General features: G+C 47.4%; 17 protein-coding genes and 1 riboswitch. Of the genes, 4 read left to right on the top strand and 13 right to left on the bottom strand.

Annotated features, from left to right (window positions below; genetic code table 11):
* Nucleotides 1–157: 157 nt before the first annotated feature.
* From FTX54_RS03505 to FTX54_RS03475, 7 genes are all read right to left on the bottom strand, one after another.
* Nucleotides 158–1,126 carry a sugar phosphate isomerase/epimerase family protein gene (locus tag FTX54_RS03505; RefSeq protein ID WP_147804398.1) on the bottom strand — a complete coding sequence of 323 codons (969 nt, stop codon included), beginning with the start codon at nucleotides 1,124–1,126 and terminating at the stop codon, nucleotides 158–160.
* Nucleotides 1,127–1,144: 18 nt separating this feature from the next.
* Nucleotides 1,145–2,182, bottom strand: a complete 1,038-nt coding sequence (locus tag FTX54_RS03500; protein WP_147804397.1) for a Gfo/Idh/MocA family protein — start codon at nucleotides 2,180–2,182, stop codon at nucleotides 1,145–1,147.
* A 13-nt stretch (nucleotides 2,183–2,195) separates the two neighbouring features.
* On the bottom strand, nucleotides 2,196–3,212 hold the full coding sequence (locus FTX54_RS03495) for a Gfo/Idh/MocA family protein (RefSeq protein ID WP_246125654.1): 1,017 nt from the start codon (nucleotides 3,210–3,212) through the stop codon (nucleotides 2,196–2,198).
* Complete coding sequence (locus tag FTX54_RS03490) at nucleotides 3,213–3,944, bottom strand: ThuA domain-containing protein (RefSeq protein ID WP_246125653.1); 732 nt, start codon at nucleotides 3,942–3,944, stop codon at nucleotides 3,213–3,215.
* 441 nt (nucleotides 3,945–4,385) lie between these two features.
* Nucleotides 4,386–5,405, bottom strand: coding sequence for a LacI family DNA-binding transcriptional regulator (locus FTX54_RS03485; protein WP_187254606.1), 1,020 nt, complete (start codon nucleotides 5,403–5,405; stop codon nucleotides 4,386–4,388).
* 369 nt (nucleotides 5,406–5,774) lie between these two features.
* A complete protein-coding gene (gene tenA / locus FTX54_RS03480) occupies nucleotides 5,775–6,473 on the bottom strand; it encodes a thiaminase II (RefSeq protein WP_147804395.1) in 699 nt (232 codons plus the stop codon).
* A gap of 32 nt (nucleotides 6,474–6,505) precedes the next feature.
* Complete coding sequence (locus tag FTX54_RS03475; RefSeq protein ID WP_338485388.1) at nucleotides 6,506–6,790, bottom strand: hypothetical protein; 285 nt, start codon at nucleotides 6,788–6,790, stop codon at nucleotides 6,506–6,508.
* A 145-nt stretch (nucleotides 6,791–6,935) separates the two neighbouring features.
* Between FTX54_RS03475 and FTX54_RS03470 the strand changes: the two genes are divergently transcribed.
* Complete coding sequence (locus FTX54_RS03470; RefSeq protein ID WP_338484666.1) at nucleotides 6,936–8,207, top strand: IS110 family transposase; 1,272 nt, start codon at nucleotides 6,936–6,938, stop codon at nucleotides 8,205–8,207.
* 970 nt (nucleotides 8,208–9,177) lie between these two features.
* A riboswitch (TPP riboswitch) is annotated at nucleotides 9,178–9,279 on the bottom strand.
* Nucleotides 9,280–9,366: 87 nt separating this feature from the next.
* Here the strand turns inward: FTX54_RS03470 and FTX54_RS03465 are convergent.
* The 4 genes from FTX54_RS03465 to FTX54_RS03450 all read right to left on the bottom strand — a co-directional run bounded on the left by FTX54_RS03465 (nucleotide 9,367) and on the right by FTX54_RS03450 (nucleotide 13,636).
* Nucleotides 9,367–10,590, bottom strand: a complete 1,224-nt coding sequence (locus FTX54_RS03465) for an MFS transporter (RefSeq protein ID WP_147805031.1) — start codon at nucleotides 10,588–10,590, stop codon at nucleotides 9,367–9,369.
* A 492-nt stretch (nucleotides 10,591–11,082) separates the two neighbouring features.
* Nucleotides 11,083–11,874 (bottom strand): phosphonate ABC transporter, permease protein PhnE, encoded by a 792-nt coding sequence (phnE, locus tag FTX54_RS03460; RefSeq protein WP_147805032.1) that lies wholly within the window; start codon nucleotides 11,872–11,874, stop codon nucleotides 11,083–11,085.
* A complete protein-coding gene (phnC, locus tag FTX54_RS03455; RefSeq protein WP_147805033.1) occupies nucleotides 11,871–12,638 on the bottom strand; it encodes a phosphonate ABC transporter ATP-binding protein in 768 nt (255 codons plus the stop codon). Before phnC ends, phnE begins: the two co-directional genes overlap by 4 nt.
* 20 nt (nucleotides 12,639–12,658) lie before the next feature.
* The gene (locus FTX54_RS03450) at nucleotides 12,659–13,636 is read right to left on the bottom strand and encodes a phosphate/phosphite/phosphonate ABC transporter substrate-binding protein (RefSeq protein ID WP_147805034.1); all 978 of its coding nucleotides are present in this window, start codon (nucleotides 13,634–13,636) and stop codon (nucleotides 12,659–12,661) included.
* A 430-nt stretch (nucleotides 13,637–14,066) separates the two neighbouring features.
* Between FTX54_RS03450 and FTX54_RS03445 the strand changes: the two genes are divergently transcribed.
* A complete protein-coding gene (locus FTX54_RS03445) occupies nucleotides 14,067–14,540 on the top strand; it encodes a metal-dependent hydrolase (RefSeq protein ID WP_187254664.1) in 474 nt (157 codons plus the stop codon).
* Between the two features lie 80 nt (nucleotides 14,541–14,620).
* Complete coding sequence (locus FTX54_RS03440) at nucleotides 14,621–15,127, top strand: GNAT family N-acetyltransferase (protein ID WP_147805036.1); 507 nt, start codon at nucleotides 14,621–14,623, stop codon at nucleotides 15,125–15,127.
* A gap of 94 nt (nucleotides 15,128–15,221) precedes the next feature.
* Here FTX54_RS03440 and arsD read toward each other — a convergent pair whose 3' ends face one another.
* Nucleotides 15,222–15,578 (bottom strand): arsenite efflux transporter metallochaperone ArsD, encoded by a 357-nt coding sequence (gene arsD / locus FTX54_RS03435; RefSeq protein WP_147805084.1) that lies wholly within the window; start codon nucleotides 15,576–15,578, stop codon nucleotides 15,222–15,224.
* 569 nt (nucleotides 15,579–16,147) lie between these two features.
* Between arsD and FTX54_RS03430 the strand changes: the two genes are divergently transcribed.
* Nucleotides 16,148–17,548, top strand: a complete 1,401-nt coding sequence (locus FTX54_RS03430) for an N-acetylmuramoyl-L-alanine amidase (RefSeq protein WP_147805037.1) — start codon at nucleotides 16,148–16,150, stop codon at nucleotides 17,546–17,548.
* A gap of 571 nt (nucleotides 17,549–18,119) precedes the next feature.
* Here FTX54_RS03430 and mgtE read toward each other — a convergent pair.
* Complete coding sequence (gene mgtE, locus FTX54_RS03425) at nucleotides 18,120–19,481, bottom strand: magnesium transporter (RefSeq protein WP_147805038.1); 1,362 nt, start codon at nucleotides 19,479–19,481, stop codon at nucleotides 18,120–18,122.
* Nucleotides 19,482–19,767 lie beyond the last annotated feature (286 nt).

Here is a 19,767-nt window from a genome sequence, read left to right as displayed (position 1 = left end):
GACAGCCTGAAAAGCACGCGCGAAACCGGGCAAGGTGTTAAAAAGCCTGTTAGACGTGGATTTGTCTAACAGGCTTTTGTCCGTGCGAAGCCGTGCTCCTAGTCTTATGGGACAGCTCCTTTTTCATTAATTTACCTGAAAATCTGCTTTCCTCCTGCTAGACCCACCACATTTCTGCCGGCTCTTCGCGGATGAGCACGCTGTTTACGTTATTGACAGCACGCTGAAATCCTTCGTCGATCGACATAATTGGATCTTCGTGCTCGATGCTGACTACATAATCGTAGCCATACGTACGCAGGGCGCTGATCATATCTGACCATTCCTTCATGCTGTGCCCGCAGCCGACAGATCGGAACGACCAGGCCCTTGTCTGCACTTCACTGTAGGGCTGCATGTCCATCAATCCATACATGTTGACGTTGTCCTGATCAATGTACGTGTCTTTCGCATGAAAATAATGAAGGGCTCCCGCTTTGCCGAGAATTTTGATCGCTGCAACCGGATCGATCCCCTGCCACCAGAGATGGCTCGGATCAAGATTGGCACCGATGGCTGGAGAAGTTGCTTCACGGAGCTTCAGCATCGTATGCGGCGAATGTACGAGAAAGCCGCCGTGCAGTTCAATACCGATTTTCACATTGTGCCTCTCTGCTTCTTCACCGATCTTTTTCCAGCATGGGATTAATTTTTCCTCCCACTGCCATTTTAAAATATCGCCGTATTCGTTCGGCCACGGAGCAACAGGCCAGTTCGGGAATTTCGCTCCATCGTGGTCTCCTGCGGTACCGGAAAACCCGTTTACTACCGGTACATTCATCATCCCGGCCAGTTTAATCGTTTTTATCATCAGGTCAAAGGATTCTTTTGCAAAATCTTCGTTAGGGTCTATAGGGTTGCCGTGACAGCTGAAAGCACTGAGCGTCAAACCACGGTCGTGTACCTTTTTCAAGTACTCTCCGCGCAGGCCCTCATCTTCAAGCAGCGCATCGATATCGCAGTGGGCATTGCCCGGGTAGCCGCCTGTACCGATTTCCACAGCCTCGACGCCTGCTTCTTTCACGTAGTCGAGCATCTCTTCAAACGATTTTTCTGAAAAAAGTACCGTGAATACTCCTGATTTCATCTGCATTTCCTCCTCGTTTTACAGCCGCACGCTGCGGCCGGTTTCACTGCTTTCATAAATAGCGTCAACAATCTTCTGCACCTGCATCGCCTGGACCGGGGAAACGATCAGTTCCGCTTCGCCGCGGCAGGCATCGAAAAAGTTCTGCATCTGGAACTGCCCCGGATCTTCTTCGCCGGGTACCCAGTTTGTAAAACTGTCCAGAAGCATCCCATGTTTGGCCTGATTTAATTCAAGTGGAAACAAATCCACTCCGCCGGTGTCGCCGGAGATGCTTACGTATTCCTTGTCGTCTTTTACGTTTGCTGCCCAGGATGTTTCAAACAGCATCGTTGCTCCGTTGTCAAAACGGATGTAGGCGGTGACATGGTCGTCCACATCAAATGATTCGTTGTCGACCAGTCCCCATTGATTCACCTGCCCGGGCATTTTACTGAGTTTATTGTACGTATTGCCGGTAACTTCAACCGGATTCGGACTTCCTAAAAGCCAGAGGGAAAGGTCGAGGAAATGACACCCGAAATCAATGAGAGCGCCTCCTCCCTGCAGCTCTTTATTCGTAAATACACCCCATCCGGGAACTTTGCGCCGGCGGAGCGCCTGAACACGGGCTACCATCGGCGTTCCTATTTCCTGTTGGTCAATCAGTCGTTTAGCCGCCTGGGATTCCTTCATGGAGCGGTAATGATAGGCAATCATCAGCTCCTTTTCCGACTGCACAGAAGCGTCAATCATAGCTTCTGCTTCCTGTGCACTCATCGCCATCGGCTTTTCGCAGAAAACGTGTACACCTGCCTGCAGGGCAGCGATGGAAATATCAGCATGGAATTTATTCGGGGTGCAGATAATTACCGCATCAACGTGTTCGAAAACCTCATTATAATCTGACGTAATCAGCGGCTGAGGAAACGAAACACCGGCCTGCTTAGCCGTTTCAATGTTAATATCGCATACCGCAGTTACTTCTGCTTCGTGCTTCAACTCCAGCAGTACCGGTATGTGACGCTCTCTGGCGATTCCACCGGCTCCAATAATTCCTATTCGCAATCGATTCATGGAGCGTGCCTCCTTAAGTTAAATCAACAATTCTTCTCGTTTCGTCTGCTTCGAGCGCCCCGAGGATAACCTCAAGTGATTTCTTACCTTCTTCTCCCGGTACAGGTGGTTCTACATCCGCTGTAATGGAGCTTATGAAGGCATCGATAACGCCGGAATTGGTCTGTTTCTCGTTCGTCTGAATGCCGCCAAGTTCGAATTTAGCAGTGTCGCCGTTGTTGTACTGGATAACAAGGTTGTTTACCGGATCATCTTCCATGCGGAGAATGGCTTTTTCCCCGTAAATGACAGTGGAATTATCTTCTCCTCCGACATAGGACCAGCTTGCTGCGAGTGTTCCTATCGTACCGCTCGCTGTGCGCAGAATACAGACAGCAGTATCGTCTACAGTGCTGTGATCTTTGGCGCTCGTTTCAATAAAGGCGCCGACGCTTGTGAAATCTTCGCCCAGAATAAACCGCATCAGATCCGTCTTGTGGACGCCGAGGTCTCCCATGGCTCCTATAAACGCTTCATCTTTCTTAAAGAACCAGCTGTCTGCTCCGTCTGCGCTCCACCCTTCAGGACCGCCGTGCCCGAAAGCGGTGCGGAAGCTGTAAACTTTGCCTATTTCACCGTCAGCAATCAGCTGGCGGGCTTTTTCATGGGAAGGAACAAACCGCTGATTATGAGCAATCATCAGCCATCTGCGGTTGTTTTTAGCTGCTTCAATCATGTTGTCGGCTTCTTCGGTGGAAGTTGCCATCGGTTTTTCACAGAGCACGTGCTTGCCGGCCTCGAGCGCCGCAATAGAGACAGGCGCATGAAGATAGTTCGGTGTACAGACGCTGACTGCATCAAAGTCTTCCTGCTTCAACATATTTTCATAATTGGTATATGCCATCGCATCAAACAGGCTCCCGAGGTCTTCTGCCCGGTCCTGGACAATATCGCAGACAGCAACGATTTTTACGTCCTTGTTCGCTTCGTATTCCGGAAGGTGACGGTGTCTCGCGATGCTTCCGCACCCAATAACAGCTATTTTAATCATTTACAGATCTCCTTTCGGCTGAATCGTTTCCAGCGGATCATTGTGGTTTCCGTAGACCGGCCGAGGACGCGTATTCGGAGCAGCCCACTGCACAGCATTCTGAATGACGCGCTGCACGTCTTTATGGTAGTAGGTCGGATACGTCTCGTGTCCCGGTCGGAAATAGACGATCCTGCCGTTGCCTCGGTGGAACGTGCAGAGACTGCGGAAAACTTCCCCGCCTTCAAACCAGCTCATCATCACAAGTTCATCCGGTGTCGGGATATCAAAGTGTTCTCCGTACATTTCTTCCCGCTCAATTTCAATATATTCCCCAATGCCTTCGGTGAGCGGGTGGCTCGGATCGACTACCCAGAGACGCTCTGTCTCATCTGCCTCACGCCATTTTAAATCACAGCTCGTACCCATCAGTTTTCTGAAAATCTTAGAAAAGTGTCCGGAGTGAAGTACGATGAGTCCCATACCTTCCAGTACCCGTGCGTGGACTTTTTCGACCACTTCGTCCTCGACTTCATCGTGGGCCTTATGCCCCCACCAGACCAGAACGTCTGTCTTCTTCAATACGTCATCTGTGAGACCGTGCTCCGGCTCATCCAGAACGGCAGTGCTGATCGACCTGCCCTCTCCCTGGAGAAACTGTTCGATCGCTCCGTGAATTCCTTCCGGATACACTTTTCTTACTTCGGGATTGGTTTTTTCATGGCGGTTTTCATTCCATACAGTTACATGCATTGTATAAACACTCCTTTTAATTAGTTAAACAAATCAATTACATAATGGAAATCAGCTTTGTAAAAATAAAGCAGATGACCTCCGTTGCAGACGGACACTTTCCCGAGGGCTTGTCTTCAGCTAAATTTTCCGAAAAAATCGTCGCAAAATTGGATCTTCAGACGGCACTTGATCCTCTGGGAGTCGCCGTCTTTCTCTGCGGTCATTTTTAAATACGAACTTTAGGATAGAATCATTTAAAAATATTCGATATTTTCCTGGAAAAACACTTAATAGTTTCGAGTTACTAAACCTTGTGCCACGGCAGAGACTCCTGTGGAAAAAAGAAAGCAGGAAGATCATCCGTGACGTCAGGAAACATGATAGCTTTCTCCGGGAAAAGCGAATAAATTTGCCTTAACAGCCTCTAAAACACCTGTCGTTTTAAAAAGAAAAAATTAGTTACCCCGGCGCTGGGCCGGTGGAGTCGCGGACAACGAGCTCTATGTCGATCATCTCTGCTTTTTCCTGCCCGCCGTTGATGACGTGCACAAGCTTTTTTGCTGCAATCATCCCTTTTCTTTCAATGTGCTGGCGGACGGTCGTCAACGCCGGGGTCAGATACCGGCTCATACGGATATCATCAAACCCGGTCACGGAAAGGTCTCCCGGCACTTCTTTACCGGCATCATGGACGGCGCGGACAATTCCAAGAGCCGTTGTATCCGACCCTGCTGATACCGCCGTGAACCTCTCTTCTTCGAGAATTTTCCTTCCCGCAGCGTATCCACTTTCAAAACTGTGGACGCTTGCTGTTTCGACCGGCGGTGGAAGCTTCACAGCGGCCTCCTTATACGCACGCTGAAACCCTTTATAACGCTCACGCTCGACGGGATCTGCCCTGTTTGAAGTTAAAAACGCCGTTTGTTTGTGCCCGAGAGCAAGCAGGTGCCTTGCCGCTTCATATCCACCTTTTTCGTCATCAACATTCACGGAAGGATAATCCCCGGTATGCGTTTCGTACGTGTCGATCAATATAGCCGGTACATCCATACTGCGCATTTCCGAGTAGATTTCTTCCGGGAAAAGACCGAGAAACAAGAGCCCGTCCAGGTGCCGTTTCTGCACCCATGCACGATAACGTTCAGGTTCTGCGAGTCCGGTAAGCAGAATGTCGAATCCGTTTTCCCGCGCCACTTTTTCAATAGCACTGATCATTTCGTTAAAATACGTATTTTCCTGCATGACAGCAGCGATGGATTCGTTGACAAGAGGCATAATGACACCGATCAGCTGGGATTTTCTTTTCGTAAGGCTGATAGCAGTGAAATCCGGCTCGTAATGCAGTTCCGCCATTGCCTCGAGTACCCGTTTCCGCGTGTCTTCCGAGACCTTTTTCACATCGTTAAGTACGTAGGATACAGTCGTTTTCGAAACCTTTGCCCTCTCCGCAACATCGCGGATCGTAGCACGTTTTTCCATGGCAGTCTCCTTCTTTCCTTCTGTCAGGCTCCCCTTGGTGAACCGGTTCACCATGTATCTAATTTGTATAATAGGCTGTTTTGGAAACGTTGTCAATTATTTGCGGACAAATTATAAGAATATTTCATCGAACAGAGGGTTTTGATCATGAATAAAGGCCTTGAAGAAGGTAAGCTGAGGTGGAATTCTTCCATTTCTCGCAGCATTTCTGCCACTGCTCTTTGTAATAACCCCATTTCAGACGTTGTTTCTGCCACTTTTCCTATTATTTCCACCATTACATCATAATACTGCCAAAGTGGAGGTATCGCTTTCTCCAGCTGTCCGATTTCCCCCTGGTGATGTCTGCCTTTTAAATGTGAGGTGATGTTAGTCCTTTTTGTTTGAATCTGAGGAAGGCATCACACTCTCCCACGTTTCCTGAGTGTAGGCCATTTCCCAGAAAGCCAGTTCATAGCGGCTGCTGATCAGAAAATATTCCTCCATCATATCCAATTCTGCTTTTGAGGCCGTTTCTGCATAAGTATCCAGCCGGTCTATTTGTTCTTCCACCAGTTCTTTAAACCAGTCCCCGCCGTAGGCAGCTATCCATTCTTCATAAACCGGATGATTCGGTTCTGCATCCTGCATCCGTTCTCCTAATTCAAAATAAAGCCAGTAGCACGGAAGGAGAGCAGCAATTATTACGCCGGTATTTCCGAAATGAGCAGCCCGGTAAAGGTGAGAAGTATAGGCATGAGCTGTCGGAGAAGCGGTGAATGCCTGCTTCTCTGCCTCTGAAATGCCGAGCATCCCAGCAAACTGTTCGTGCATCGTCATCTCGGCTTCGTAGGAACCTTGGGCATGGAAGGCCATCCGCTGGACCGTGAAAAAGTCTTCGGCTTTCGACCCTGCCATGGACTGGACACGGGCAAAGTGGGATAAGTAATACCCGTCCTGGAGCACGTAATACTTCATTTTCTCTTCCGGCAGCGTACCGCTCCGCAGCTCCTGAATAAACGGGTGATGAAAACTCGCTTCCCATACAGCATCTGCTTTTTTTCTTATTCTCCGCGTAAATCTTTTCATATAAATCTCCTCCTTCTTTTTATTTGGCTGTGTTAAAGCATCCCAGCAAACTGTTCGTGCATCGTCATCTCGGCTTCGTAGGAACCTTGGGCATGGAAGGCCATCCGCTGGACCGTGAAAAAGTCTTCGGCTTTCGACCCTGCCATGGACTGGACACGGGCAAAGTGGGATAAGTAATACCCGTCCTGGAGCACGTAATACTTCATTTTCTCTTCCGGCAGCGTACCGCTCCGCAGCTCCTGAATAAACGGGTGATGAAAACTCGCTTCCCATACAGCATCTGCTTTTTTTCTTATTCTCCGCGTAAATCTTTTCATATAAATCTCCTCCTTCTTTTTATTTGGCTGTGTTAAAGCATTCCTGTAGAGTGTTAATTTCCACTTTGAAAAAACAGGGGCCCCTCGCTAAGATAAGAATAGAGACACGACTCTACTATTCCAAACCTTGAGGAGGGACCTTACTATGAAGTTTAAAATGCAGGACCAACAAAATCAACGGATTGCCCGTATTTCTTCCAGCCACCTGATTATCGGGGTGGATATTGCCCAGCATCACCACGTGGCACGTGCTGTCAATTACCGGGGCATCGCCTTTGGTAAGCCGTTGGCTTTTGAAAACAACGAGGAAGGGTTTACCCGGCTTCTCGACAGGATCGCTGCGTGGAAGGAAGCGAGCGGCTGTACGACCGAAATCGTCGGGATGGAGCCGACCGGCCATTACTGGCTGAACCTGACCGCCTGGCTGAAGGGCCGGCAGATCGATGTTGTCACCGTTAATCCCCACCTGGTCAAAAAGAATAAAGAAAACCGGGATCATACCCAGTCCAAAAGCGATGCCAAAGACGCCCTCGTGATTGCCGACATGGTTAAAAACGGCTATTACAGCCAGATCCATCCCACGTCGGAAACGTTCGACTCGCTCCGGGTGCTCATGGCCAACCGGGAGGTGCTCGTGAAACGGCGCGTTGCGACCATCAATCAGCTGCACCGCTGGGTCGATATTGTCTTCCCGGAACTCCGGGAGGTCTTTCAGGATCTCCAAAGCAAAGGGGCCATCGCTACCCTGCGGCTGTTCCCCATGCCGAAACAACTGCGGGAGCTGGACGTGGCGGACGTGATCCACGGATGGAAAACAGGGATGAAACGTCACGCCGGCCACCGGAAAGCGGAAACGCTGCTTGCGGTGGCGAAACGGTCCGTGGGAAGCACGCAGGCGCCGGAGGCGTATCTCCTGCACCTGGACCAGCTGCTCGAAGAATGGGACCTGGTCACGGCCCAGCTGGAACGGGTGGAACACGAGGTGGCTGCCACCCTGGAGCACGTGACCTACCGCCACTCCTTCCTTGCCATCGATGGGATCAGCGATCTCTCCCTGGCGGGGATTCTGGGGGAAGCCGGTGATATTCGTGGTTTTGCCCATGGTAATGCGCTCTTACGTCATGCCGGCCTGCACCTGGCCGAAGCGAGCTCCGGCAAATGGAAAGGACAAGTGGTCCTCTCCAAACGCGGAAGGTCCCGGCTGAGGCGCTGTTTATACCTGGCCACGCTGAGCCTGATCAAAAACAACGCGGATTTCCGGCACCTCCACCACGTCAATGTGCAGGGCAAAAAGATGAAAAAGATGAAGTCGGTCATGAAACTGATGGGCAAGCTGGCACGAATCCTCGTGGCCCTCGCCAGAGGGGGAGAACCCTACTGTTCAGAGAAAGTCCGACCGCTTCCGTCTGCTGTCTAGGGGGTGATCGTCCCGTCGGCTCATCGAATCATGGCTTATTCGCAGGATGAAAAAGAAAGCACGGAGGACCGGATACCACAAACCAAAGGGCCCGGACCCGTCGTTAAAGCAAAACCGGCCTCCACCCCCTGGCCAGGCATGACAAAGGAATGAGAGGGCATGGACCCGTTGAGACATGGGAGGAAAAGCCTCCAGGGACCGCGTGGAGAAGACGTGCAGGATATGGTAAAAAATGGAGTTTTCGCGACCTCCTTTCTTTCCGCCTGTCTTGGAGCGCCTCCTCTTCCGTTTCTTTCGTTGATCTATCCGTCAGGTGCGATCGAAAAGGGGGAACATCCTGCGAATGAGCGAGTATTTGAGAGATAAACCTATCTTACCGAGGGAGTCTGTGGTTCTTACGCACGTTTTGGGAAAACAAACTATAGCTGATTAAAAAGCTGATTTAACACTTAAAACTTCAATCTTTAAGCCTGCCCACCAGCTTATTAAGTAAAGTTACCTTCTATAATCGTAAGCTGGAAAGCCAGGTTCCCTTTCTTTGCGTAAGAGCCTGTAGCTTTAACAGAAACACTTATGCAAAAGCCTTGCACCATGAGGCATAAAAATGACCTTCTATAGGAATGGAATTCCCCCTTTATACAGGTGGAATGAATGACAGTCAAAAGGGATCTTCTTTATTAGAAGGCAGATCCTTCTCCGTATTTTTACCAGGCGCTGTATTGGAGATGGGGCGGATCCAGGGCGATGAAGGACGAGCCGAAGATCCATCCCGCACGACCGAAGGGAGAAAGGGATCAGCTGAGGCCGGTCCGCCCGGAAAGCGTCCCCATGGAAACGAAAGCGCAAGTTCACCGATTTTCTACTTTATTTTCAAGGTAGTCTTTTATTTAAACAAAACGGCCGATTTACGAAATAACGGCCCCTTTCTTCCAGAGAAGAAGGGACCGTTATTTAGAAGATATACTTCTGAAATACGTCGCAGCCACTTCCCTCCGCCGGTATAAGCCGGATCAGGTCGTAAGGGTTAAGGCTTACCGCCTCTCTCAGCTTTTCAGCACCCCCAGTGAAATTCCTATTAAATTATCCTCAGCAAAATTCTTTACTGCAGCAGAAGCTTTCGCTATGTCCATATAAACATAGTACGCCGTGACTTACAAATTTAGTTGAGGCGGCGAAATGCCGGACTTCTCCAGACGAGAACCGTTCCCAGTACAAGTCCTGTAATGGAAGTAAATGTGAGAACGGTCTGTATAGGAAGAGCAGCTGCAACGAGCAGGGAAATCAGTCCGAAAGCAATCGGTTCAAATCCGCTTGCAGCAAGCGTAATAATACTCATCACCCGGCCGAGTTTATCTTTATCGGTTTTTTCCTGAACCATCGTAACCGTGGGCAGATACACAAACATGGCCATAAACCCTGTAAGAGCCGTCAACAAAACGAGAAGCGGCAGTGTCGTGACCTGACTGAAAATGAAAAACAGCAGGAAACTGACAAGCAGCGATACAAAAACGAGCCTGCCGCGGCCGTGTTTAATATTCCAGGCGACCAGGACAATACTTGCGAGAAACGTCCCGCTTGCAAGGCCTCCTTCCAACAGACTCAGCTCAAATGGAGTTCCTCCAAGTGCCCCGACAAGAATCGGAAAGCTGATGATAAGCGGACCGATCATAAAAAGGTTAATGATGACAATCGTTAACGTTCCAGTCCGGTGAAGCGAAGAATTCCATACGTAAGCGAGCCCTTCTTTCAAATCTTCGACCGCCGAGCCGCCATCGGTTCTTTTCCCCGGCACCGGATCCCCGATAAAACGCGGAAATACGAGTACGGTGGAAATGAAAATCAGAAGCGCAGCAGCGGAAAAAGTCAGGGTGAAGTCCCCTATCGTCAGCAGTAAACCCGCAATGAGCGGTCCGATAATAAACATCAGCTCTGTCGACCCCTGAAACAGGGAATTGGCCCGCTGCAGTTCTTCGTCACGCACGATAATGGGAATCATCGAAGAAACTGCCGGAAAGAAAAAAGCATCAAGAAAACCAAATACAAGAGCGATAACGATCAGCGAACTGATCTGCAGCCAGTCGTTTATGTATAAGGTGATCATCGCAATCATCACGAACACCTGCATCATATTTGTTACAAACATTATAAGCGACTTGCGGACTTTATCTGCCAGGATTCCACCATAAATCATCATTACGACCCGTGGAATGGAGACTGACATCAGAACAATTCCGAGAACAGCCGGCTGCTCGAGTACGTCGACAATAAACCAGGAAACGGAGAGGAAAAACATGGAGAATCCGAGCATCACCGTCAGTCCGGACATCCATACGAGCAGAAAAGACCGGTTTCTTAATAATCCCGGCTGGGTTGATATATTCATTTCTGCTCCCTCCCTATGTGCGTGATAATTCTATCTTAGCACAGAGAATTATTTTAACGCCTCCCAGGCACTGATTTTCAGTTTACTCTACCTTCGTCCAGTGATTGGATTATGAAAAAACTCCGCTGCCAAACTGGAGCGAAGTTTCTCTATAACAACAATGACCATAAACAGAGACACTCTTGCAAAAGCCTTGCACCAGGAGGCATGAAAATGGCCTTCTCCAGGAAGGGAACTTCCCCTCTATAGAGGGGGTATGAACAATGTTCAAGAAGAAGTTTTCTTTATTAGCAGGCAGGTGCTGCTCTGTCTTTTTACCGTAAGCTGGAGTGGAGATGGGCCGGCTCCAGGGCGATTGAAGGACGAGCACCACCCCGCAGAACCGCAGGGAGGACGGGATTAGCTGAAACCGGCCCGCCCGAAAAGCGTCCCAAACGAAAGCGCCTTTTTATCACTTATCTGCTTTATTTTCAAGGCAGCCGCAGCCTTTTATTAAATGATTTTTTTTCTGATCGAAGAAGACAGCTGCTCAAATAAAATGACGACCACTAGAATTAATACGATAATCATCAATGCTTCGTCGAAATTTCTCATCGTAAACGCCGTAGAAAGTTCTACCCCTATTCCTCCTGCCCCGACAAGGCCGAGAACAACTGCCGAGCGGATCGACTTTTCAAAAGCAAACAAGCTCGTTCCGACAAATGACGGAAAGCCGAGCGGCAGAACTGCTCCAGAAACGATACCAATCTGGGAAGCGCCGGTTGACTGCAGTGCCTGGGACGGTCCTTTTTCAATTTCCTCGATTCTTTCAGAAAAGAAACGTGCGCAGAATCCGATCGTATCCACAATGATCGTCAGTATCCCTGCCAGAGGACCAAGTCCTACGGAAATAACAAATATTAATGCCCAGATTAAGTCCGGAATGGTGCGCATAGCTGAAACCGCCCCGCGGCTGATCCAGCGGATTGCTGGGTGAGGCGCAGTGTTATGTGAAGCAAGGAGGGCTACAGGCAGACTAAGAATCACTCCAATAACCGTTCCGACCAAAGCGATTTGAAAGGTCTCGTACATAGCAGCAGATATAGAGGTAATTCTTTCAGGGTTTGGCGGAAAAGCCGAACCGAGAAAATGAAACATATTAACGATTCCATTTATTATCCTTTCAAAAGAAAGCTGTGCATGCTGAATGCCCATAATAAACAGAAAGGTAAAAATACCGATCAGGAAAAGTGCAGGAAGTTTCGGTACTTTGAACCGAGGCGGCATGTGCGTTTCCTGTCTCATGAATGATTCACCTGCAGCGGATCATCGTAATACAGGTTGGATAAGTCCTGCTTTGACACCGTTTCTTTGCTGCCATCCAGTACTACCTTTCCTTTGTTCAACCCGATTAACCGCTCTCCGAATTCCAGAGCGATATCAGTTTGATGGAGAATACACAGGACCGTCCAGGATTTTTCCTCGACAATCTCCCACAAAAGCTCCATGACTTCCCTCCCCGCTTTTGGGTCGAGACTTGCGATGGGCTCATCTGCCAGAATGATTTCCGGATCCTGCATCAGCATTCTCGCAATGGCCACACGCTGCTGCTGACCGCCCGACAGCTGATCAGCTCTTCTGCCTGCAAGATGGGCAAGTCCCACCCTTTCCAGGCAGGCCATCGCCCGTTCCCTGTTTTCAGCGGAGGCAAAAGGCGTCGTTACACTTAAGAAATTCCGGTAATACCCCATTCTTCCAAATAATACGTTCTGGAAAACAGACAGATTATAGATTAAATGAAAATTTTGAAAAACCATTCCGAGTTTTTTTCTAATAGGTTTGAATTTACTTTTTCCTAAACGTGTAATTTCTTTGTTATTGATAAATATATTTCCATCACTCGGCCGTTCGAACCCGGCTATGTTTTTGAACATCGTCGACTTGCCGGAACCATTGTGCCCGAGCAGCACCACGCCCTCCCCGCGTTTTATCTGAAAGGAAACGTTATTCAAGGCTTTCGTGCCGTCTGGAAATATTTTTGTTACGTTATTCACTTCAAGCGCGTTCATGACCTGCTCCCTCCGATAAATCAGTCTATATCCAGCCCCAGCACTTCATATGCCTCACGCATTTGATCGTAATCGCTATCAGCTGCTTCTACAAATTCTGCTTCCATGTACTTGTCATTTTCACCCGTTTCCAGAATGCTTGCTATCAGTTCGTCCTGAGCATCCATCATGGCCTTTCTCATTTCATCTACAAATTCTTCCGGCAGCTCGGGGCTCGCTATAAAGACATCATTAGGAAGCGTGGGACCTTCATGCAGAAGGCGGTACTGATCTTCCCCGTCTTCTTCCACCATTTCATGGTAGTCCTTTATTCCTGTAGCCAAGACGTCTACCTCGTCGTTCTTAAAAGCTTCAATTCTTACACTGTCCAGAAGCTGAATGTCAAAATCATTGTCCAGATCGTACCCTTCTTCAATTAATATCGAGCTTGGTCCAACATGTCCGCTCGTAGATCCGGCATCTTTCATAGCGATGGAGGTTCCGACTATATCATCCAACGTTTCGTATTCACTGTCTTCATGAACGATAAACGCTGCATGATATTCATCTCTCTCCACTCCAATAAAGGGATAGGATTCCGGAACAACATTATTAATCTGGACGTATTCAGAAGGTCCTGCCAGCATGACGTCTACCTGATCGTATTCCAGAGCAGTCGCTCCAACAATTCTGTCTGTTACAGCAAAAAACTCAACCTCTATATCCAATGCCTCTTCCATTGCATTCTGAAAAGGTTCAAACTCCCTCTGCAGCTCTTCCATTCCTTCCACGCCAGTATCAGCAAAACGGATTGTATCCGGACGCTCTGACTCTTCGTTGTCATTATCAGCGGCTGTAGTGTCGTCTGTTTCTAAATCGGCGTTTACTTCTTCTGCAGAACCTGAATTGGCACTTGCTTCTGCTTCATTTTCACCGCCTTCATTTCCATTTTCTTCTCCACATGCTGTCAGCAGCGTAAAAGCTGCTGTAATTCCCGTTAATAAAGATAGTTTTTTCATCTTTTATTTCCTCCTCTTATTCTTAATTCTGCCCCAACATTACAGATGATTTATGAAGGCAGTAGTAAGACAGCGTAAAAGTCGGATAAAAATTGTTAACCAAAAAATCTATACCGTTTATTTAATTTACATCTTTTTTGATAATATTCTGTATTTATATTACTGCCCCACCTATAATCCCTATAAAAGCAGCTCCCTGGTGCCTGTTTTATCTTAACAATTATTTAAAATTGTTAATTCATGAATGAAATATATATAAGGAAGAGATCTTTTCCACCATTTCAATTTCAGGCTGTGCCTCATCATAATCTTTTTAAAAGCCGCGGTGAAACATTTAATTAATGTTGCTCTTCTATATAATTTTCCCTTCCATTTTCAAGCGGGCCCGTGATAGAATAATTTTTCACCCACCAGAAAGGATGTTCGCATTTTGAGATACTACACGCATGCAACTACAGCTGTGGCGGGAGCTGTTTTTCTATCTGCATCTCCTATTCCGCTTTTTGAAGCGGGGGTCGGAGCTGCCTCTCTTGGAGGAGTTCTGCTCGGATCCCTCCTTCCCGATATAGATGAAACAGGCTCCTGGCTTGGCAGACGCACAAAGCCGCTGGCCGTTTTTATTAAAGCCCTTTTCGGACACCGCGGCCTTACCCACTCGGGAATTGTTCTGGCACCAGCCATTTACGGATTTCTGCAGGTGGAGCAGATGTTTATTTCCGGACTGCTGTTCGGCATTGCTGCTCATATTCTCGCCGACCTGCTTTCTTATGGCGGTGTGCCGCTTTTTTATCCTTTTAATAAGAAAAGAACTTCCATACCCGTTTATAAAACAGGTTCTCTTCTGGAAAAAATTATTTTCCTGGGGTCTTCTGCTTACATACTGCTTACCTATTTTCCTATCTGATATTTGTTTCGTTTCTAAAAAGAAAGGGAACTGTATAGGGTAAATAACTTTCAGGTGTAATATCGAGAGGAGAACTACTTATGGGTTTGGTCGTTTATACACCAAGACTGCAGCTGCAACCATTGTCAATCGACCTTTTCCCCAGCCTTCACCACGCCAACTATTTCCCGTCTCATCTGCATAAACATCTGCAGGATCTTTGCATCAATGAGTCTATGTACGGATGGGGTCCCTGGATTATCTTTTCCAGAGATACAGACGAAGTAATCGGAGATATTGGTTTTAAAGACAGACCCTGCAAATCTTCTACCGTGGAAGTAGGCTACGGCATCTGTAAAGACTACCGGCGCCGCGGGTTTGCAACAGAAGCATTGAAAGCCATGCTTACCTATTTATTCGAAACATGTGGCATCTTAAAAGTTACCGCTGAATGCCGCCATGATAATACAGGTTCTATACGTGTGCTGGAAAACAGCGGAATGCTCCGTACAGTCGAGCAGCTCCAGATGATCCATTGGCAGCTTTCCAGAGAACAGTATTACTGTCAGAAAAACCGCGATGCAGCCAGAATTTCTGCTATGTGCTGATCCGCATCCATAATAAAAAGCGCAGGAAAAAGATAAATAATCTTTTTCCTGCGCTTTTTCATGTGCGCAATACCATTCCGGCGGACGGCTGTTTTTAAAGAAGGTTGATTTGATTTTTAGGCTGAGCGGGTTTCAATGAAGCTTCCTCGACTCCAAGCCAGGAAGCAAGTTCCCGGACGTTCGGATATCCGCCGTGCTTCTTGAGCTCTCCGTTAATCGTTACTGCAGGCAGAGCTTCGGCTCCTTTCTCCTGGAGAAGTTCATTAACCTCGGTGTTTTCTACAAACGGCTGCGGTTCCTGAGCGAGATTGTATCTTAACGCTTCATAGCCGACTTTCTGAATATCTGCGTGAAGTTTTGACATCTTTGTAAGTTCCGGATCCACGTCCGGTCCACAGACACCCGTGGAGCAGCAGAGTGCAGGATCAAAAATTTCAATTTTAACAGCCATATTGATCACCATTCCTTCGTATATAATCATTTAGTTATATAATAACGTATCACATTACATATGACAACTCACGAAAAAATCAAAGTTAACGCTTCTTTCGAAAATCCTGAATACGTGGAAGATAAAACGCCGGAAAAGAGCCCGTTTTCAGGGAAGCATTCTATCTTTATTCTCCTGCAGGCAGCCAAAACCCTATACAGTCCAAAGTTAAACATGGTTTTTTATTTCCACAAGTTCCTCTTTCCCCGCTCCTAGTTCTTTCATCTATTTTTATACTTTTAGCAGATTGCCTATTTGATAGGATTTCCGAAAAAATATTTCCTTTAAATTCAATTTTTATCCTTTTTATTCCTTTTTATATTACAGAATAGTGACAAAATTTCATTATTTAGAATCATAAACCTCCTCTTTCTCTCATGGTAAAGTATCACTTATGAAATTAATTTATCGAAGCCTCTGTACTTTACAGGTGCCTGCAGTGAAGCTTAACTAATGTTCGCTGGAGAGTACATTCAATTCTATCGTTACCAGAGCCTTCCAAAAATGAATAAGGGAGAGGACCAGTAGAGATGACAAATTTTCGCAGTTTATTCAGTATTCCGGCAGCACTTATAGTGGTTTTTGTGCTTGCCGCTCCGCTGTCAGCCCAGGCTTCTTTTGCCGACTCCGACGAAGAAGAGGTCACGGCTCTCTATGAAGCGGGTATCATTACCGGATATGAAGATGGGACCTTCCGTCCGGACAGAAACGTATCGCGCGCTGAAGCGTCCGTTATGCTCGCCCGCGCTCTTGAATTCAATATAGAGAATACATGGACCTCCTTTTCGGATGTTACCAGAGACCATTATGCGGCAGCCCATATTCATGCAGCCGTGGAAAACAGCATTCTTGAAGGATACCCCCAGGGCACCTTTGAACCGGATGGATCTCTTACCCGTGCAGAAATGGCGGCTGTGCTTACACGAAGTTTCGATATGGAAAATGTGCATGATGTTTCTTTCAGTGATGTAGAATCCGGCAGCTTTTTCAACGATTACATAATGGATTTAGCAGGAACCGGGATTACAGACGGTTATCCAGACGGCACTTTCCGTCCAGACAATTCCATCAGCCGGCTCGAGTTTTCACTGATGCTTGCCAGAGCCCTCCACCCTGAATTCCGGCCTGGATTCGAAGAAACGGATCCCTCCGTCGATCCAGGGGAAAATTCAGAGGCGATTGGGGCAGGGGTTGTTGCTAACAGTGCTACTTTAAACGTCCGGCCTGAGCCTTCCACGAGTGAAGCTTCAATCGGGAGGTTAGTCGAAGGCGAAGAAGTGACCGTTTTCGAACGGACAGGCAACTGGGCCAGAATTAAATCAGATGAGCTGGAAGGTTACGTGTCCCAGAGTTATTTGTATGTTGACTATTTTGATCACGAAAGTCCCTTGGTCGGGCATACGATCGCTGTAGATCCTGGACACGGGGGAAGCGATCCCGGAGCGGTTGCTAATGGGCTTCAGGAAAAGGAAGTCGTATTGGACGTCGGCCTGCGTCTCGAAGAAGAACTGCGCAAAGCTGGTGCCAACGTAGTGATGACGAGACGATCCGACTGGTATCCGTCTCTTGAAGACCGTGTCATTCAGGCTAACAATATGGAAGCCGATATCTTTATCAGCATCCATACTAACGCAGCAGGCGTGGAAGCCGCTCATGGCACAGAAACGTTTTACAGTGCCGAAACCTGGGCCGGAAACAGCATTGATTTAGCTGATAACCTGCAGACACAGATGCTTGAGAAACTTGATACAATCGACCGCGGTGTTAAAGAACGAGGTTTTTATGTTATCAAAAACACCGATATGCCGAGTGCTTTAGCCGAACTCGCATTCAAAACGAATGAGGCAGAAGCAGAAAAAATGAAAACAGACGGGTTCAGAGAAGATTCTTCCGATGCCCTTTACGAAGGTATTGTTGATTATTTTGAATAAAAGCGGCTGAAAGGAAAAATAAAATTACTGAATAAAAAAGCGCCATGCCGGGTCATTTCGGCATGGCGCTTTTTCAGGCTGTTTAAGTTTTTTAATATAGATATACAGTTCGCTGCTTCCGCCTCCCGGGGGACGCTTTCCGGTCGGGCCGGCCTCAGCTAATCCCCTCCTCTCTTCGGTCGGCAGGGATGGATCTTCAGCTCGTCCTTGATCGTCTCGGAGTCGCCCCCTGCGGCTGCAGCAGGGGGATAAGAAGAAGTTTCTTATTTTTAAAAACCGCTTCTATTCCGGCAGTATTCTTCCATAAAAATTTCTTTTCCTCCGTAACGTACGATGGAGATACCGGTGGGATTAAGCGCAGTCTGAAGATCCTTTCCAATGCAGTGAGGAATTGGAAATAGTTGAAGACAAGCCCCACGGCAGGCTTCCGCCGGTAAGCGAAGGAGAAAATACAAGGAATGGAATGAATATACTTCTTTCTTTACTTAATCAACACTCTGAAAGCGCCTATTTATGTTCTGACTGTATTGAATTAACAGGAGCAGGCCCTACGGGAGAGAGTTTTTCAGCTTCACATATACTGCAGCAAGGCAGTAGCGATAGAAAAGTAAATGAGCAGCCCAATAATATCATTCAATGTAGTAATAAACGGTCCTGAAGCTACAGCAGGATCAATTTTTAGTTTATTAATAATAAGGGGAATAATCGATCCGACAATTGTCGCCATGCTCAGTGTAAAAAATAAAGAGAGACCTACGATTCCGGCAAGAATAAAGCTCCCGTAAAAGAGTGGAATCAGGACCATCAGCGTAACAGCGCAGAACAAACCGAGCAGCATTCCTGTGCCGAACTCCCGTTTCACCATATTCTTTATCCCGTTTCCGTCTATCGATCCGACCGCAAGACGACGAACCACGACGGCAAGCGCCTGCGTTCCTGTGTTTCCCGCTGAGTCCATAATCAATGGGATAAACACCGAGAGCAGCACGACCGCTTCCAATGTTTCTTCAAACTGTCCAATTACATTAGCGGTAATCAGTCCAAGAAACATCAGCATGATAATCCAGGGGGCCCTTTTTTTAGCTGCTCCGAAAGAAGATATTTTGGCATCCAGTGACCCTCGTGCAGCGGAAATCTCTCCGAAATCTTCTTCTGTTTCTTCCTCGACGACGTCCATAATATCGTCTACCGTAATAATACCTACAAGCGTATTCTGAGTTGTGACAACCGGAACGGCGAGAAAATCATATTTTCTAATCAGCTTGGCAATGTCCTCCTGATCCTCCTCGAGATCCACCGATACGACTCTTGTACTCATCGCTTTTTTCACCGTTTCCTTAGGATCAGCAATGATCAAGTCCCTTAAAGATACTACTCCTGCTAGTTTGTGGCCCTCATCCACCACATAAAGGTAGTAAATCGTTTCTGCTTCCGGGGCTTCTTTGCGGAGTCTTTTCATAACCTCCCCTACTTTGTCGGAAGAATGCAGGACGATAAATTCTTTCGTCATTATCGCACCAGCCGTCTCTTCCTCATAGGACATCAGCTCACGTACTTCTTCTGCTTCCTCCTGCTTCATCATCTGCAGGATATTTGACGCTGTCTCCTCTTCCATTTCTGCAAGGAAATCGGCAGCATCATCGGCATACATATCATCAAACATATTACCTACGTACTGGCTGTCCACTTCGCGAATGAACTCAGTCTGTTCATCTGTTTGCAGCTTGTCAAAAATTTCTCCTATTTCTTTTGGACTGAGCACTTCATGTATAAACCTTCGCTGTTCTTCTGTCAATTCGCGGTAGATTTCCGTCCGGTCGATCGGATGCAGATCCATCATTGTCTGGTGGACATGAATGGTTTCCTGCTGATCTATTTTCGAAATAATATACTTTTTATATTCTTCCCGATTGTAATGAGTGAGCTGATCCATCCGTACCCCCTCCTTTTATTATGTCTTAATTAAATTTCACGCTGATATTCCCCTCTGCTTCAATTAAAATGGCTGAACCAGTTTTTTCAGGCTCCCGTAAACAAAAAGTATAGAAACGATAAACGTACACTTTCCAAAGGCGTCTCTAAAAATCTCCTGGAAGCCGGTTTTCTGAATAGAAAGTTCGTTAATGAAAAACGGTTCTTCTTTTTGTGTCATTCGCGGGAACGAAGCGGCAGCCTGTAAAAAAAAGCTCGGAAGATCCCGCAGGAAGCAGAGTTCTCGT

Origin of the sequence: Alkalicoccus halolimnae (genome assembly GCF_008014775.2) — a bacterium.
Classification (GTDB): Bacteria; Bacillota; Bacilli; order Bacillales; family Salisediminibacteriaceae; genus Alkalicoccus; species Alkalicoccus halolimnae.
This window is presented reverse-complemented; position numbering and strand designations above follow the sequence as displayed.